This window comes from Boseongicola sp. (genome assembly GCF_057460485.1).
Map to the genome: position 1 here is coordinate 13,634 of NZ_JBVCWP010000023.1, position 15,270 is coordinate 28,903.

Here is a 15,270-nt window from a genome sequence, read left to right on the forward strand (position 1 = left end):
GATTGCAACGTCTTACTTGACGACAGCTTTTGGGGTGGGGACGGCGAGGTAGTCTGCCTTGGAGATTGATACGAGGCTTCGGATGTCGAGGATAGCTGCATCTTTCGCGGGCAGGTTGGCGAGGTGACGACTGACCGCAAAATGAAGATCGTTGCGCCCATCTGGCATGGCCGAGATAAGCGGCAGACCGGGCGTTTCTTCGGTGCGGGCGACCTCGACAAGAGTGTCTGACCAACGATCCCAGCGTCGGATCATGCGCCATGTTTGCGCGTCGATGGCGGCGATATCGGCGGTTCCGTTTGCAACGGCGTGCGCCGAATTGCGGTGAGATCCGGTGAGGGACGTTTTGTGGAACGACAGGTCGCGCGTTTCCATGAAGTCCTGCGGCGCGGCCCATCCCGACTGGGATCGTCCATCGTTGACGGCCACCATGAGGTCGCTCCAGCCGGCTGGATCATCGCAGGCACTTTCGGCGCGCATTACAAAGACCGAATTGTAATATCCGGGACGACATCCCGGAAGGTGATAATCGGGCGTACCGATTAAAATTACGTTTGCGTGAAGCTCGCTTCGGTACGGAAGGCCGCAGGTTTGGCTAAGGATCAGGTCCGGGGCGCGCCAGTGATCCCATGGGTCCGCGTCATGGGCGAGGGCCGCTGGGAGCGGGGAGCCAATGTCCGGAAGCACCGCCCACAAAAGCCGAAGTTCGTCGCGGATGCGTGTCCATAATCGATCGTATGCCGCCCGTGTTTCGGGGCGATCATACATCGGCAGACTGGCGATCATCCCTTGCTTACAACACGCTGCCGGGCAAAAGCTGACTCGCGGTCGTTGATGCCAAGCATCGGGGCGACAAGGCGCATGAGAGCGTCCTCTTCGTGGTCGCGCGTGCCGTCCGCAAGAACTATTTCCCAAAGCGCCTCGACAACTTCGGCGCGGTCCTCGAGGGGGACTTTGTCCTTGATCGCACGGGTGAAACGCACGGTGTCCGGGGCCTCGGTTTCAAGCTGCTCGGCGTCAGCGCGCAGTTTTATGACCTCGAAAGGCCCCAGATTATAGCGCATTTTCAAAATGTTATCGATCGCGTCGATTTCCACGCGGGCGTATTCGCCATCGGTGCGCGCGATGCGCACAAGCAGGGCCGCCAAGGCGAGACGGCAGTCATCGCCGGAAAGCGGATCGGGGTCGGTGGCCGTCAGGCGGCGCAAAAAAGCTTCAAACATGGGGAGGATATAGGGCGGGATTCCCGCCACGAAAAGGTGTTTTCCGAGGTTTCGGTATCACGCCGGTATTGCGTCGGTGCGGACGTTCGGCGGTTGAGGGCTTGGGTAAGATATTTGGGTGTCGGAAAAACGCAACGGTCCAGTCGCTTGGACCAACCCGTTCATGTGGTCGCTCGGATTTGGCGGCTTAGCCATACCAGTTGCCAAACTTCACTTCTGAGGCGTCGCCCACCAGCGTGGCGAATTCCTGCGGGTCTTGGGTCCCGTCATCGCGGCCACGGTAGTGGTAGGGGTAGACGTAGGTTGGTGCGAACTCGCGGACCGCGTCTGCGGTGGCGGACGCGGGCATAGTAAACGGCAGGTTCATGCAGACGAAGGCCAGATCGATGCCTGTCAGCGCGCGCATATCCGGGATGTCTTCGGTGTCGCCAGAGACGTAGATCGTGAAGCCCGCAAGCCCGAGAACGTAGCCGTTGTCACGGCCCATCGGGTGGAAGTTCTTGCGTTCCTCGGTGAGGGTATAGGCTGGAATTGCGTATATGGTAACGTCGTTCCATGTCACGCTTTCGCCGTTCGCAAGCTGGCCCGAGTTTGCCTGCAGGCCTTCGGGCAGCATCGCGGCGACAGCCGGGTTGGTGATCAGCGTGGCGGCGCCCTTGATCGCGGCAAGGAGATCGGCCTTGTAGTCATCGCCGTGCCCGTGGGTCACGAGGATCAGATCGGGTGCCGGGAAATCAGCGTATTGGGCGGCGTCTCCGACCGGGTCGATATAAATCGTGCCAGCGGGGGGTTTCGAGAGCCACCGAGGCGTGGGCGACGGGATGGACCGCGATGTCACCGGCGTCTGTGGTGAAAACGTCAGAGGCGTGCCCAGCAGCGCGGGCGGCGATGGGCAGCAGCGTCACGGAGCCAGCGGCGGCGGCGGTTTGGAGGAATAGGCGGCGTGTCGAGTGCATTTTGTGGGCTCCGGGTTGGGTGTTTATATTGGGTGAGACGCAGGGCGGATATGAGGTTAGGCAAGGTCGTGTCGCAACGACGAGGACTGCAAGGCGATCAATTTGCGGACTGCGTCCGGGTTTGATTTCTATGCCGTTTTGCGTCGGGGCTTTGAGAAATTCACGCGAACCCAGCGATCACGCGGCACAACAAGCCAACGGAAGAACTTCTTAAAATGCCGCATCGGTTCTGATGTGATCGAAATCTAGGCACTCACTTAGGTGTCTGACCCAACAGTCGGTTGGCATTCGGAAAATCAAATAATCTTGCAACAATTCATAAGCACGCTTTGAGAGAGGGCTGAAGAATTGGCGTTGCCGAGGAAGCAGTAGGTTTTTCTACGGATGTTTTGAAGCATCTGTGACAAAGTATGGGCACCGAATGACTGAATACCTTGAAGCTTTGATGCTGACCGCCTTTTCTGTGAGCTGGTATTGCTCGATCTGGAAGATGTTGAGGACGGGGCAGGCGAGTGGCAAGAGCCTCGGTTTTGTGTTGTTGATATGCCTTGGATACGTGGCGGGTATCGCCTCGAAGCTGGTGATTTGGTCGCAAACAGGCATCATGCCGAACCTGATATATCTGTATACGTGGAACCTTGTAGTGACCGGAATTGATGCCTGGCTGGTATTAACTCTTTCCCGCCTGCCGCGGCCGCCGGTTCCTTCTTTTCTCAGGTTGCGTGGATCGTTTGCCGAATTCAAATTTGGACGCACATCTGTCGAGGACGACCCCATTGGGCGCTGAGGCGCCCTGTCGGCGACTAGGGCTTGAGCGTTGATCTTTTGATCCTTCCGCGCCGCGATTGCTGCTTAGTCGTAGGCTGCATCCACGATGATCTCGACCTTGAGTTCGGCACGCGCCAGATTGGCTTCGCCGCAGGCTCTGGCGGGGGCGTGGCCTTCGGGAACCCAAGCGTTCCAGACCTCGTTTAACCCTGCAAAATCGCTCATGTCGGCAAGCCAAATCGTGGCGCGCAACATCTTTTCGCGCGACGAGCCGGCTTTTATCAAAAGGACCTCGAGGCGTCGGAGACATTCTACGGTCTGGGCCTGAATGGTCTCACCCTCGCCAACCTGTCCTGTGATATAGGCGACCCCGTTGTGCTTCACGATTTTCGAGGATCGGGCCCCGGTTTCGATACGTTCGATCATGTCGTGTCCTTTGAGTGTGATTTCACGCAGCGCGTTCGGGTGCGCCCGATCAGCGCAATTTGATCCAGTCCTTAGACAAGTCGCGAGATCTCGATCGCCGCCTTTACGAACCCTTCAAACAAGGGATGCGGGGCGAAGGGTTTTGACTTCAGCTCGGGGTGGAACTGTACGCCGATAAACCACGGGTGGTCTTTCCATTCGACGATTTCCGGCAGGCGTCCATCAGGGGACATGCCGGAGAAGATGAGGCCGACTTTTTCAAGCTGCTCGCGATATTTGGTGTCGACTTCATAGCGGTGGCGGTGGCGTTCTTCGATGACGGTTGCGCCGTAGATCTGCGCCACTTTTGAGCCCGGCGTGAGGTTGGCCGTGTAGGCGCCAAGGCGCATGGTGCCGCCTTTGTCGTCATCGACTTTGCGGCGGGAGATGTGGTTACCCTGTACCCATTCCTTCAGGTGGTAAACAACTGGCTCGAAACGTTTTTTCCCGGCTTCGTGGTCGAATTCCTCGGAGCCGGCGGTTTCAAGTCCGGCGACGTTGCGGGCGGCCTCGATGACGGCCATTTGCATGCCGAGGCAGATGCCAAGGTAGGGAATTTTACGGGTGCGGGCGAATTCCGCCGCGCGGATTTTTCCTTCGGTGCCGCGTTCGCCGAAGCCGCCGGGCACGAGGATGGCGTGGAAGCCTTCAAGCCAGGGGCCAGGGTCTTCGCGTTCGAATATTTCGGCGTCGATCCATTCGGCTTTCACGCGGGTGCGGTTGGCCATGCCACCGTGGGTGAGGGCCTCGGCGATGGATTTGTAGGCGTCTTCAAGCTGGGTGTATTTGCCGACGATGGCGACTTTTATCTCGCCTTCGGCCTTGTCGATGCGGTCCTTGACGTCGAGCCAGCGTTCAAGCTTTGGCTTGGGGGCGGGCGCAATCTGGAAGGCGTCAAGGACGGCCTGATCGAGGCCGACACCGTGGTAGGCCAGCGGGGCTTCGTAGATGGATTTGAGGTCGTAGGCGGGGATCACACTTTCGGGGCGGACGTTGCAGAACAGAGCGATTTTCTCACGCTCTTTTTCTGGGATCTCGTGTTCGGAGCGGCAGACAAGGACGTCAGGCTGAAGGCCGATCGAGCGGAGTTCCTTGACCGAGTGCTGGGTCGGTTTGGTTTTTAACTCACCCGATGCTTTGAGATAGGGCAGAAGCGTCAGGTGCATGAAGATGCACTGGCCGCGTTCTTTGTCCTGAGAGAATTGGCGGATGGCCTCGAAAAAGGGCAGCCCTTCGATGTCGCCGACGGTGCCGCCGATTTCGCAAAGCATGAAGTCAACTTCATCTTCGCCCACGTGGAGGAAGTCTTTAATCTCGTTGGTGACGTGGGGGATGACCTGAATGGTTTTGCCCAGATAATCGCCGCGGCGTTCTTTTTCGAGGACGGTGGAATAGATGCGACCCGACGATACTGAATCGGTGTTTCGCGCGGCGACGCCGGTAAAGCGCTCGTAGTGGCCGAGATCAAGATCGGTTTCCGCGCCGTCGTCCGTGACGAAGACCTCGCCGTGCTCGAACGGGGACATCGTTCCGGGGTCGACGTTGAGGTAGGGGTCAAGTTTGCGAAGCCGTACCGAGTAGCCGCGCGCCTGCAAAAGCGCGCCAAGTGCTGCTGAGGCAAGGCCTTTTCCAAGTGACGACACAACGCCACCAGTGACGAATATATACCTTGCCATGTCTCGGGATCCTCTCCGTGATGTCCTGCTTGAGGCTGCCGTTCGGTGGTCGCGAATGTGCAGCATCACGGGGGTTGAGCCTTAAAGGATTCGGGAACGTTTGCCAAGCGTCTGACCCCAATATCTGGGGCCAGATCAGGACTATTTCCAAGGTCTTGTGGTTAGTCGGCGCTTGGAAGATCAAGTGCGCCGCCTGTTTCGCCCGTTGACGGAGGCAGAAGGGCGTCGCCCGATGGCAACAGCGGAACCTCGGAAACAGCGCCGCGACCCGCACCGATGCGGTCAAGGACCGAACCAGAGGCGGAGTTTTGCGCTGCGAAAATCGTCAGGGTAAGCGACGTGGCGATAAAGGCAATCGCGAGCATCCATGTGACTTTACCAAGGGCCGTTCCCGCGCTGCGGGTGTTGACCACACCGCCACCGCCACCACCGCCCATGCCAAGACCCCCGCCTTCCGAACGCTGAAGAAGCACCACGCCGATAAGCGAGAGCGCGAGGATCAGGTGGATGATGAGAACGACGTTTTCCATGGGGAGCTTTCGGATCGGGTATTGTGGGTCGCAGGGTATGTATTCGACAGAGTCGCTTCGCGCAAGGGGTGGCGATGGGATCGTGAGTGGGGGCTTTGTCCCTCGGGCTAAGCGAGCCTCACCTTGGGATATTCTGGATCCAAAGAAGGTTGGGGGCCGGAGAGCTTTCGGGCGCGCGCAGGGCATGTGGGGCCATCACCGTGGCGCCGGGCGCAGTCGTTCTCAGACCAGCTCGCTGATTATATCCTGTTCGATAAGCCGCTGAAGTTCGCCGAAATAGCCACCTGATCGAGCGGGGCGTGTCGGGTCCGAGGTGATGGCGATGGAAAGGGCAAGATCGGGAACCACGGCGATGATCTGGCCTCCGTAACCGCGCGCAAGGGCATAGGCGTGGCCAGAGGCCTTGCCGATGAACCATCCGTAGCCATAGCCGAGACCGGACCACGGGGACCGTGTGACGGGGACAAACGATCGGTCGATCCAGGATTGGCTGACAACGCGGGTGCCGTTCCATGTGCCGCCCTGTCGGATCATATCACCGAAGCGGGCCATCGCGCGCGGACTGAGGGCCATTTCGTTGCCGCCGAGGTAGAAACCCTGCCGGTCGCGGGTCCAGGCGGGGATGTCGATGCTAAGCGGCGCACCAAGCCATTCGCGCGCCAGTGTGAGGAGGGTTTTGCCGGTGGCGCGCGCCAGCACCGCGCCGAGGATATGGGTTGAGCCGGTGGAATAGAGCATGGTTGTTCCGGGCTCGGCGATGATCGGGCGGCCAAGGGCGTCGGCGACCCAGTTCGGGCTGGAGACCCATTGGCCATAGTTAGGGCCTGAGGTGCGCTCAAGCCCGGCGCGCAAGGTCACCAGGTCTTCGACCGTGATGTCTGCGGCGCGGGGGTCGGCCGAGCGTGGGAACAGGTCAGGGGCAAGGTTGGCGATGGTTGCGGTGACGTTGGCGATCACACCTTTGTCGATGGCGATGCCGGTAAGCGTCGCCACGATGGTTTTGGAGACGGATTTAATATTTGCCGGCCGGTCGAGGGCCGGGCCGCGCAGGCGTTCCGCGATCTGAACCTCTCCGTTTTGCAGGATGATCAGGCTGTGGAGCTGCTCTAGGCCGCGGGCGCGGTCGAGCGCTGCGTCAAACTGGGCAGTTTGAGCGGCAAGGTGGCGCGGCAGAAGGGCGCTGGCGGTGGCGGTGGCAAGAAGGGCGCGGCGGGACAAAGTCATGGGATTGATATGGGGCACGCGGGGCGCGCGAAAAGGGGTCAGTCGTCGCTGTGTGTCAGTTCGGGCACGTCCGAGGCGCCTGCCGAGCCGCGACCTGAGAGCGACGGGTTCTCCATAAAGAAGCGGTGGCAGTTGAACGCGGTTTCGCCGTCGGGTGGGCTTGGACGGTGGAAGGAACCGTCGGGCGACAGGATCCAGCTTTGGGCCACGTCGGCAAGGTTGGCGGCCATGATCTGGCGGACAATCTGCGCCTTGACCGTGGGGTTTGTGGCCTCGACCAGCGTTTCAACCCGACGGTTCAGGTTGCGGCCCATCCAGTCGGCAGACGAGATATAGACCCGTGCCCTTTTGTGCGGCAGTCCGTAGCCTGCACCGAAGCAGACGATGCGCGAATGTTCAAGAAAGCGGCCGACGATGGATTTCACGCGGATGTTTTCCGACAGGCCTTTGATGCCCGGGCGCAAACCGCAGATACCGCGGATCACCAGGTTGATTTTCACACCAGCCTGACTTGCAATGTAAAGCGCGTCGATCACATCGGGGTCGACGACCGAGTTCATCTTGGCCCAGATCTCGGCGGGTTTGCCTGCAAGTGCGAATTCGGCCTCTTCAGCGATGCGTTCAAGCAGAGTATTTTTCAGCGAGATCGGCGAGATCGACAGGTTCTGCATGCCTTCGGGCTGCGCGTAGCCTGAGAGGTAATTGAAGACCTTTGTGGCATCGCTCCCGAGGGCGGCGTCGCAGGTGAACAGGCTGAGATCGGTGTAAATTTTGGCCGTGATCGGGTGGTAGTTGCCGGTTCCGAAATGGGTGTAGGTCACCAGTTCTCCAGCTTCGCGGCGCACCACGGTCGAGATCTTGGCGTGGGTTTTGTAGTTCAGAAATCCGTAGACCACATGCGCGCCTGCGCGTTCCAGCGTACGTGACTGGCGGATGTTGGCGGCTTCGTCAAAGCGGGCTTTGAGTTCCACAAGGGCTGTGACGGACTTGCCTTCTTCTGCCGCCTCACAAAGTGCTGAGACGATGGGGCTGTTGTGCGATGTGCGATAAAGCGTCTGTTTGATCGCCACGACGTCTGGATCCATCGCCGCCTGCTTCAGGAATCGCACCACCATGTCGAAGGTTTCATATGGGTGGTGCAGCAGCATGTCCTTTTGGCGTATAGCGGCGAACATATCGCCGTCGTGGTCCTGCACGCGTTCGGGCACGCGGGGGGTGAAGGACGGCCAGAGAAGGTCTGGGCGATCATCAAGGACCAGTTCCCTGAGGTCGGCGAGCCCGATCAGGCCGCCAAGCTCAACGGTTTCCTCTTCAGTGACGCCGAGTTCTTCGGTGATGATGGCGCGCAAGGCTTTGGGGGCGTCGGGCGAAATCGTCAGGCGCACGACTTCACCGCGTTTGCGGCGTTTCAAGGCGACTTCAAACTCGCGCACAAGGTCTTCGGCTTCGTCTTCAACTTCAAGGTCGCTGTCACGCAGGACGCGGAAGGCACAGTTGCCGTTGATCTTGTATCCGGGAAACAGGCTGTCGATGTGCAAAAGCAGCAGTTCTTCAAGCGGCAGGAAGCGGCGAGAGCCGTCTTCCGATGGCATCGCGACGAAGCGGTCGACCTGATGCGGGATTGGCAAAAGCGCGCGCAGGGGGCGTTTGTCGAACTTGCGTTCCAGTTGCAAGGCAAGCGAATACCCAGCGTTCGGGATAAACGGAAACGGATGTGCCGGGTCGATCGCCAGCGGCGACAAGATCGGGAACACCTGCGAAAGGAAGGTTTGCTCGCAGTGTAGTTTGTCGGAATTGCTGAGGTCGTCGCGCGACAAAAGTTCGATACCTGCGGCCGTGAGTTCAGACTTCAGGCTGCTCCAGACGTCTTGCTGGCGATTAAGAAGGTTGCGCGCGTTTTCGTTGATCAAAACAAGCTGCTCGGACGGTGTCAGACCATCAGCAGCGGGCGTTGTGTTTCCCGCATGGGCCAGCTCGCGCAGGCCTGCGACGCGGACGGTATAGAATTCGTCCAAGTTGGTCGCCGAAATTGACAGAAAACGCAGACGCTCAAGCAGCGGTACGCGGTGGTTTTCGGCTTCTTCCAGCACACGCCAATTGAACGCAAGCCAAGACAGTTCGCGGTTGAAGAAGCGGTTCGGGCTTTGATCGTCAACGCCTTCGACACTTACGGAGGCGGGAAAATCAGCACTGAGGAAATCGGTATTCATAGCCATGAAACGCGGCCTAACGGGCAAATTTGACGACACAATGACGGTTATCGCCTTTCTTCGTCCAATTTGTCCAGCACGCGCCGGGCCAAAGGACGCGTAATAGCGCGTTTTTGGGCAAGTGCTTCGGCGTCGAGGGCTACCACAAGTCGATTGATAGCGGCGAACGAGCGTTCGGAGTGCGTGACAAGCCAGGGGATCAGGTTTGGGTCGATCTGCAGCTGGCGGTCGGTGAAAAGCTTTACAAGCATGGCCGACAAAAGCGCTTCGTCGGGGGCCTCAATTTGGACGACATCCGTTGCCTGCATCCGGCTTTTGAGATCGGGAAGGGTGATCGTCCAGCGCGCAGGCGGCGTGCGAGCAATCAAAAGAAGCGGCAGGTTTTGCGCAATCATGTGGTTGTGGAGGTGGAAGAGGGCCTCTTCTTCGGCGCGCGGCATCGGCGCGTCGGGGATTTCGACGGCAAGCGCAGTAGCGATGCCGGGGATATCGGCGCTCGGCAGATCGGCCGTCAGCATCACATGGCCGTGGTTGGCCTTTGACCAGTCATGGGCAAGGTGGGATTTGCCCGCGCCTTCGGGGCCTGTGAGAGCGAGTTTGGTGTTTGGCCACGTTTCGGTGTCATCAAGGCGAGTGACGGCCAGCACGTTGGCCGACGAGACGAAGAAGTCGCCGCGTCCAAGTGCTGTGCGCTTGGGCAGATCAAAGATCAACTGCTCGGCCATTAGGTCAGGGGTCTTCTTGCTCTTCGATCCCTTTGTAGAGAAGGGAGGACCGATAGCGTGAGATCGCAAAGCGGGTGACAACGCCGATGGAGGCGGCGACGGGGACGGCGACAAGAAGACCGACAAAGCCAAAAAGCGCACCAAACGCAGACAGCGCAAAGATGAGCCAGACCGGGTGCAGGCCGACGGATTGGCCGACAAGGCGCGGTGTCAGGATATTGCCTTCGACAAATTGCCCGGATTGGAAGATTGCCCAGACAAGGATGATCCAAATCCAGTCGCCCCAGAATTGAAATAGTGCAAGGCCAAGCGCGAGAACGCCGCCGACAAGCGCTCCGACGTAAGGAATGAAGGTCAGCGCACCCGCAACAAACCCAACGACCAATCCGAAGTTAAGACCCACGGCCATAAGGGCAATGGCATAATAAGCGCCAAGGATCAGACAAACAGTGCCTTGGCCACGGATGAATCCCGCCAGGGCGCGGTCGATTTCCGAAGCCAGCTTGCGGATCGTCGGCGCGTGATCGCGCGGCAGAAGGTTGTCGACTTTGGCGACCATATTGTCCCAGTCATACAACATGTAAAACGCCACGACCGGCACGATCACGAAGATCACAATGGCGTTCAACACGCCCGAGAACGAGCTGAGGACGGTGTTCAGAACCTCGCCGCCGCGCGACTGAATTGTTTCGGCGATAGACGACAGCGACCTGCGGATCGTTGAATTGGCGTCGCCAAGGTCGGGGAAACGTTCGGTCAGGACCGCTTGCAGGCGCGAAGCCATATCAGGCGCGGTCGAGATCAATTGCGCGGTCTGAGAGACCAGCGTCGGAATCACGAGAAGGGCGAGAACCACAAAAATCATCAGCGCCGAGATGGTGATGATCGCCGTGGCAATGGCGCGCGAACAGCCCAAGGCTTCTAGCCGGTCGGCGACGGGATCAAGGAAATAAGCGATGGCCGCTCCAAGGACGAAGGGCAAGATGACGTCCCCAAGGACCCAAAGAACGACGAAGAAGACCGCCGCTGCGATCCCCCAGTATTTCAGCTGTTGCCGGATGGGCAGGGCCATATCGTGTCCTTGGTTTGTGGTAGTGTCAGGTGTCGCAAGTCAGCGCAAAGGGCGCAAGGGGGTGGTTTTGGCTTTGTCGGGCAGCCGCGCGGGCGTCATGCGCATGGGGTATGGCTTGCGAGGGCGGCGGCGATGGCCTAGACGACTTTGGTGCGAAATCGTCCAAGAAGGTCCATAAAAGATGCGTCTAAGTCGTTATTTTCTGCCCATTTTGAAGGAAACACCCAGCGAGGCGCAGATCGTCAGCCACCGGCTGATGTTGCGGGCTGGCATGATCAAGCAGGCAAGTGCTGGCATCTATTCCTGGCTGCCGCTGGGCTACAAAGTTTTGCAAAACATCGAAAAAATAGTGCACGAAGAACAGGTGCGCGCCGGTCACGTGCCGATGCTGATGCCGACGATACAATCGGCGGATCTGTGGCGTGAAAGCGGGCGGTATGATGACTACGGCCAGGAAATGCTGCGGATTTCTGATCGCCACGGACGCGATATGCTGTTCGGGCCGACGAATGAGGAATTGATAACTGATATTTTTCGGTCGTCTGTGAGCAGTTACAAAGACTTGCCGCTGACGCTTTATCATATTCAGTGGAAATTTCGCGATGAGGTGAGGCCGCGGTTTGGGGTGATGCGCGGGCGCGAATTTTTGATGAAGGACGGCTACAATTTCGATCTGACGAAAGAGGACGCGCTGCACGCGTACAACCGCCATCTGGTGTCTTATCTGCGCACCTACGAGCGGATGGGTCTGCAGGCTATTCCTATGCGCGCAGACGGTGGACCTATCGGCGGGGATTATACGCACGAGTTTCTGGTACTGGCCGAGACGGGCGAGTCGGAGGTTTTCTACGACAGCGAGATCACTGAATTGTCGTTCGGTGACCGCGAGATTGACTACGACGATCACGCGGCTTGCGAGGCCGTGCTGCAGGAGTTCACCTCGCGTTATGCCCGCACGGACGAAACCCACGATGAGGCGGCGTTTGCCAAGGTTCCGCAAGATCGCCGACAGTCGGCGCGTGGGATCGAAGTGGGGCAAATCTTCTATTTCGGCACGAAGTATTCCGAAGCGATGGGCGCGACGGTTCAGGGCCCCGATGGCAAGCCTGTGCCGGTTCACATGGGGTCACATGGCATAGGTGTGAGCCGCCTACTCGGCGCGATTATAGAGGCATCGCATGATGATAACGGGATTATCTGGCCCGAGGGCGTGACGCCGTTCCATTGTGGGATTGTGAATTTGCGGCAAGGTGACGAGGCGACGGACAAGGCGTCCGAGGCGCTGTATAAGTCGTTGGTCGCACATGGGATGGAGCCTTTGTACGACGACCGGGACGAGCGCGCAGGCGCGAAGTTTGCGACGATGGATCTGATCGGGTTGCCTTGGCGGATCACCGTCGGCCCGCGCGGTTTGAAGAACGGCGTGGTCGAACTGACAAACCGTCGCACCGGCGTCAGCGAGGAAATGGCGCCCGAGATGGCCGTCGAAAAAGTCGCCGAGATTTATGCGCCGCATTGTGTCGAAGTGCGGGCGGCAATGGTGCAGCCGATGGAAAAGCGGTCGTTCCACACCTGGATTTGAAGGCGAAATGTCAAACCAACCGTTTACTGGCGCAGGAACCGGGGCTCCGGACTGGTCGTTGATACCGGCGCCGGAAGACGACGGCGCGGCAGACCACCTGACAGGAGCGAAAGTGCCAGATGTGGCCTTGGCGTCGACCGATGGCGGGGCCGTGTCTTTGGCGGATGTCGCGGGACGAGTTGTTATTTATATCTATCCGATGACAGGGCAGCCAAACGGCGTATTGCCGGACGGTTGGGATGGCATTCCGGGCGCGCGGGGGTGCACGCCACAGTCGTGTTCCTTCCGCGATCATTTTGGTGAATTGCAGGCGCTGGGTGTCGGCCATGTGTTTGGATTGTCGACCCAGGATACGGACTATCAACGCGAAATGGCAACGCGTTTGCACCTGCCGTTTCCGGTTCTGTCGGATGCAGATGGCGCTTTAGCTGCGGCGCTGAACCTGCCGGTACTGCAGGTCGAAGGGCGGAAATTTCTCAAGCGGATGGCCTGGGTGATCGAGGCCGGGGTGATCGTCAAAACCTTTTACCCGGTGTTTCCGCCCGATCAGAACGCGGACGACGTTTTGGCATGGCTGCGCGGTCGATAGCGTTCTATTTGCGACATTTTCCGTGGCGCGATTGTGACAGATTACACCCACCGGCGGCGTAGCCTTTCCTTAACAGGGAGAGGTTTTGTCATGGGCGAACAATGGCAAATTGTACTAGTCAGCCGCACGATTGGTGCGGATCGCGGCCGTGCTGCGAGAGGGCGTCCGAGCGACTGAGTGCCGCTCGATTAACCTTTCCCTTTTTCGCAGGATTTCTAAAATGACACGAACACAGACCCGCCGATCCGGAGGGCGCGTCGCGCGCCACGCACTTCGGTCAGCGCCCTTGGCCGAAGATGTTCGCCCCATTCGAGGCGGTATGGAAGGCGGGACGCTTAAGGCACTTAGCGACGCCGAAGTGCTACGTATTCATAAAGCTGCTTTAACAGTCCTTGACGAGATCGGGCTTGCTGACGCGCCGCCTTCCGGTATCGAGGTTATGGTTCAGGCGGGTGCGCGGTTGGGCGACGACGGACGCTTGAGATTCTCACCCGCATTGGTCGAAGATATGCTGGCGAAAGCCGCACGAAACATAACGCTGCATGGTCGAAATTCCGCGCACGACTTGAACCTGTCAGGCACCAAAGTTCACTATGGTACGGCTGGCGCTGCAGTGAATATGGTCGAGCCGGATGGGCGAAACTATCGCCACAGCACGTTGCAGGACCTTCATGACGCCGCGCGAATAGCAGACCAGTTGGACAATATTCATTTTCTTCAGCGGCCCATGGTTGCCCGCGATTTACCCGATAATCTGGAACTTGATCTGAACACGATCTACGCGTGCTGCACAGGCACGACCAAACACGTCGGAACATCTATAACCGAGCCGGAAAACGCACAGGCCTGTCTGGACCTCGCCTATGCAATTGCGGGTGGCGAAGAGGCGTTCCGTGCGCGGCCTTTTCTGTCTAACTCCAATTGCTTCGTCGTGCCTCCGCTTAAGTTTGCGACCGAAAGCTGCGGGGTTATGGAGGCCTGTATCCGGGGCGGTATGCCGGTTTTATTGCTAAGCGCCGGGATGGCCGGAGCGACGGCACCTGCGACCTTGGCCGGAGCCATTGTGCAGGCGGTCGCAGAGTGCCTTGCCGGCATCGTGTACGTCAACGCGATTGCGCCCGGGCATCCGGCGATTTTCGGCACATGGCCGTTTGTCGTTGACCTGCGGACAGGCGCGATGTCGATCGGGTCAGGAGAGCAGGCGCTTTTGACGGCTGGCTGCGCGCAGATGCATCAGTTTTACGGTCTTCCGGGCGGGGCTGCAGCGGGAGCGTCGGATTCCAAGCTGCCGGACATGCAGGCCGGGTGGGAGCAGATGTGCTCGAATGTGATGGCCGGCTTGTCGGGGCTAAACATGGTTTACGAGGCGGCGGGCATGCATGCGTCGCTGCTTGGATTTTGTCACGAGTCGCTTATCCTTGGCGATGATCTGATCGGGCAGGCGCTAAGATGTCTTAAAGGCATCGAAGTGACGGATGACACGCTTGCCATCGAAGCGATGCGGGAGGTCTGTCTGGGCGGTCCGGGGCATTATCTTGGGGTCGGTGAGACACTGGCGCGGATGGAGACGGATTATGTCTATCCGTTTCATGGGGATCGCACGAGCCCAAAGGAATGGGAAGAAAACAAGAAACCGGATTTGATTGCAGGGGCAAAGGCGCGCAAGGAGATGATTTTGGCGACCTCTTCAATGGCGGCTTTGGACCCGGTTATGGACGCTGATATCCGAGCGCGATTTCCGATCAAGTTATGAAGTGCGCGCGCTGCACACCGGAGTATTTTTGCCAAGAAGAGCGGGATGAATTGGAAGTGAGTTGACCGCGCGCGCCGCGCCTTGCATGACAGGGCAAAACATCGGAGCAGTCATGGCCACGCCCGCGCCCTTTTCACGTTTTGAATTCCTGATCGCATGGCGGTATCTGCGCGCCAAGCGGGCCGAGGGCGGCGTGTCCGTGATGACATGGATTTCGCTGATCGGTATTATGCTGGCGGTGGCGGCGTTAATCATCACGCTTGCCGTCCGCGCCGGGTTTCGCGACGAGTTTGTGTCGACTATCCTTGGCGCGAACGCCCATGTGACTATCTATAATCAGGCAGTTCGTTCGGAAAGCGGGCAGGTCAGCCGGGTTATCGCAGACTATAATGATGTGGCCGCGCGGCTTGCGGCCGTTGAAGGTGTCACGCGCGTTGCCCCTTTGGTGAAGGGTCAGGTTATGGCCGTTTACCGGGATGAAAACACCGGGCTGGAAA

Annotated in this window: 15 protein-coding genes; 5 read left to right on the forward strand and 10 right to left on the reverse strand. The window is 59.0% G+C overall.

Annotated elements, in window-relative coordinates; genetic code table 11:
* Positions 1 to 12: 12 nt before the first annotated feature.
* The 3 genes from AC221Y_RS05345 to AC221Y_RS05355 form a co-directional block, all read right to left on the reverse strand.
* Entirely contained in the window at positions 13 to 786 is a 774-nt protein-coding gene (locus tag AC221Y_RS05345; RefSeq protein ID WP_486706909.1) for a phosphate/phosphite/phosphonate ABC transporter substrate-binding protein, read from the reverse strand.
* The gene (locus tag AC221Y_RS05350; RefSeq protein ID WP_299754535.1) at positions 783 to 1,223 is read right to left on the reverse strand and encodes a tellurite resistance TerB family protein; all 441 of its coding nucleotides are present in this window, start codon (positions 1,221 to 1,223) and stop codon (positions 783 to 785) included. The genes AC221Y_RS05345 and AC221Y_RS05350 overlap by 4 nt, the downstream gene beginning before the upstream one ends.
* A 187-nt stretch (positions 1,224 to 1,410) precedes the next feature.
* On the reverse strand, positions 1,411 to 2,061 hold the full coding sequence (locus AC221Y_RS05355; RefSeq protein ID WP_366141727.1) for an MBL fold metallo-hydrolase: 651 nt from the start codon (positions 2,059 to 2,061) through the stop codon (positions 1,411 to 1,413).
* 539 nt (positions 2,062 to 2,600) lie between these two features.
* On the opposite strand from AC221Y_RS05355, the gene AC221Y_RS05360 reads away from it, so the two are divergent.
* Positions 2,601 to 2,966 carry a hypothetical protein gene (locus tag AC221Y_RS05360; protein ID WP_299754509.1) on the forward strand — a complete coding sequence of 122 codons (366 nt, stop codon included), beginning with the start codon at positions 2,601 to 2,603 and terminating at the stop codon, positions 2,964 to 2,966.
* A gap of 65 nt (positions 2,967 to 3,031) precedes the next feature.
* On the opposite strand, the gene AC221Y_RS05365 is transcribed toward AC221Y_RS05360, so the two are convergent.
* The 7 genes from AC221Y_RS05365 to AC221Y_RS05395 form a co-directional block, all read right to left on the reverse strand.
* On the reverse strand, positions 3,032 to 3,373 hold the full coding sequence (locus AC221Y_RS05365; protein ID WP_299754507.1) for a RidA family protein: 342 nt from the start codon (positions 3,371 to 3,373) through the stop codon (positions 3,032 to 3,034).
* Positions 3,374 to 3,444: 71 nt separating this feature from the next.
* Positions 3,445 to 5,088 carry a CTP synthase gene (gene pyrG, locus AC221Y_RS05370; RefSeq protein WP_299754505.1) on the reverse strand — a complete coding sequence of 548 codons (1,644 nt, stop codon included), beginning with the start codon at positions 5,086 to 5,088 and terminating at the stop codon, positions 3,445 to 3,447.
* A gap of 161 nt (positions 5,089 to 5,249) precedes the next feature.
* Complete coding sequence (gene secG, locus AC221Y_RS05375; protein ID WP_299754503.1) at positions 5,250 to 5,618, reverse strand: preprotein translocase subunit SecG; 369 nt, start codon at positions 5,616 to 5,618, stop codon at positions 5,250 to 5,252.
* Between the two features lie 222 nt (positions 5,619 to 5,840).
* A complete protein-coding gene (locus AC221Y_RS05380) occupies positions 5,841 to 6,842 on the reverse strand; it encodes a serine hydrolase domain-containing protein (protein ID WP_486706914.1) in 1,002 nt (333 codons plus the stop codon).
* A gap of 38 nt (positions 6,843 to 6,880) precedes the next feature.
* On the reverse strand, positions 6,881 to 9,052 hold the full coding sequence (locus AC221Y_RS05385; protein ID WP_486706915.1) for an RNA degradosome polyphosphate kinase: 2,172 nt from the start codon (positions 9,050 to 9,052) through the stop codon (positions 6,881 to 6,883).
* Positions 9,053 to 9,099: 47 nt separating this feature from the next.
* Complete coding sequence (locus AC221Y_RS05390; protein ID WP_299754499.1) at positions 9,100 to 9,777, reverse strand: HdaA/DnaA family protein; 678 nt, start codon at positions 9,775 to 9,777, stop codon at positions 9,100 to 9,102.
* Between the two features lie 4 nt (positions 9,778 to 9,781).
* On the reverse strand, positions 9,782 to 10,849 hold the full coding sequence (locus tag AC221Y_RS05395) for an AI-2E family transporter (protein WP_299754497.1): 1,068 nt from the start codon (positions 10,847 to 10,849) through the stop codon (positions 9,782 to 9,784).
* 181 nt (positions 10,850 to 11,030) lie between these two features.
* On the opposite strand from AC221Y_RS05395, the gene proS reads away from it, so the two are divergent.
* The 4 genes from proS to AC221Y_RS05415 form a co-directional block, all read left to right on the forward strand.
* Positions 11,031 to 12,431, forward strand: a complete 1,401-nt coding sequence (gene proS / locus AC221Y_RS05400; protein ID WP_486706910.1) for a proline--tRNA ligase — start codon at positions 11,031 to 11,033, stop codon at positions 12,429 to 12,431.
* A 7-nt stretch (positions 12,432 to 12,438) separates the two neighbouring features.
* Complete coding sequence (locus AC221Y_RS05405; protein ID WP_486706911.1) at positions 12,439 to 13,020, forward strand: peroxiredoxin; 582 nt, start codon at positions 12,439 to 12,441, stop codon at positions 13,018 to 13,020.
* A gap of 220 nt (positions 13,021 to 13,240) precedes the next feature.
* Positions 13,241 to 14,773: a trimethylamine methyltransferase family protein gene (locus AC221Y_RS05410; protein ID WP_486706912.1), complete on the forward strand. Its 1,533-nt coding sequence runs from the start codon at positions 13,241 to 13,243 to the stop codon at positions 14,771 to 14,773.
* 112 nt (positions 14,774 to 14,885) lie between these two features.
* The coding region (locus AC221Y_RS05415; protein WP_486706913.1) for an ABC transporter permease at positions 14,886 to 15,270 on the forward strand (385 nt) is incomplete at its 3' end.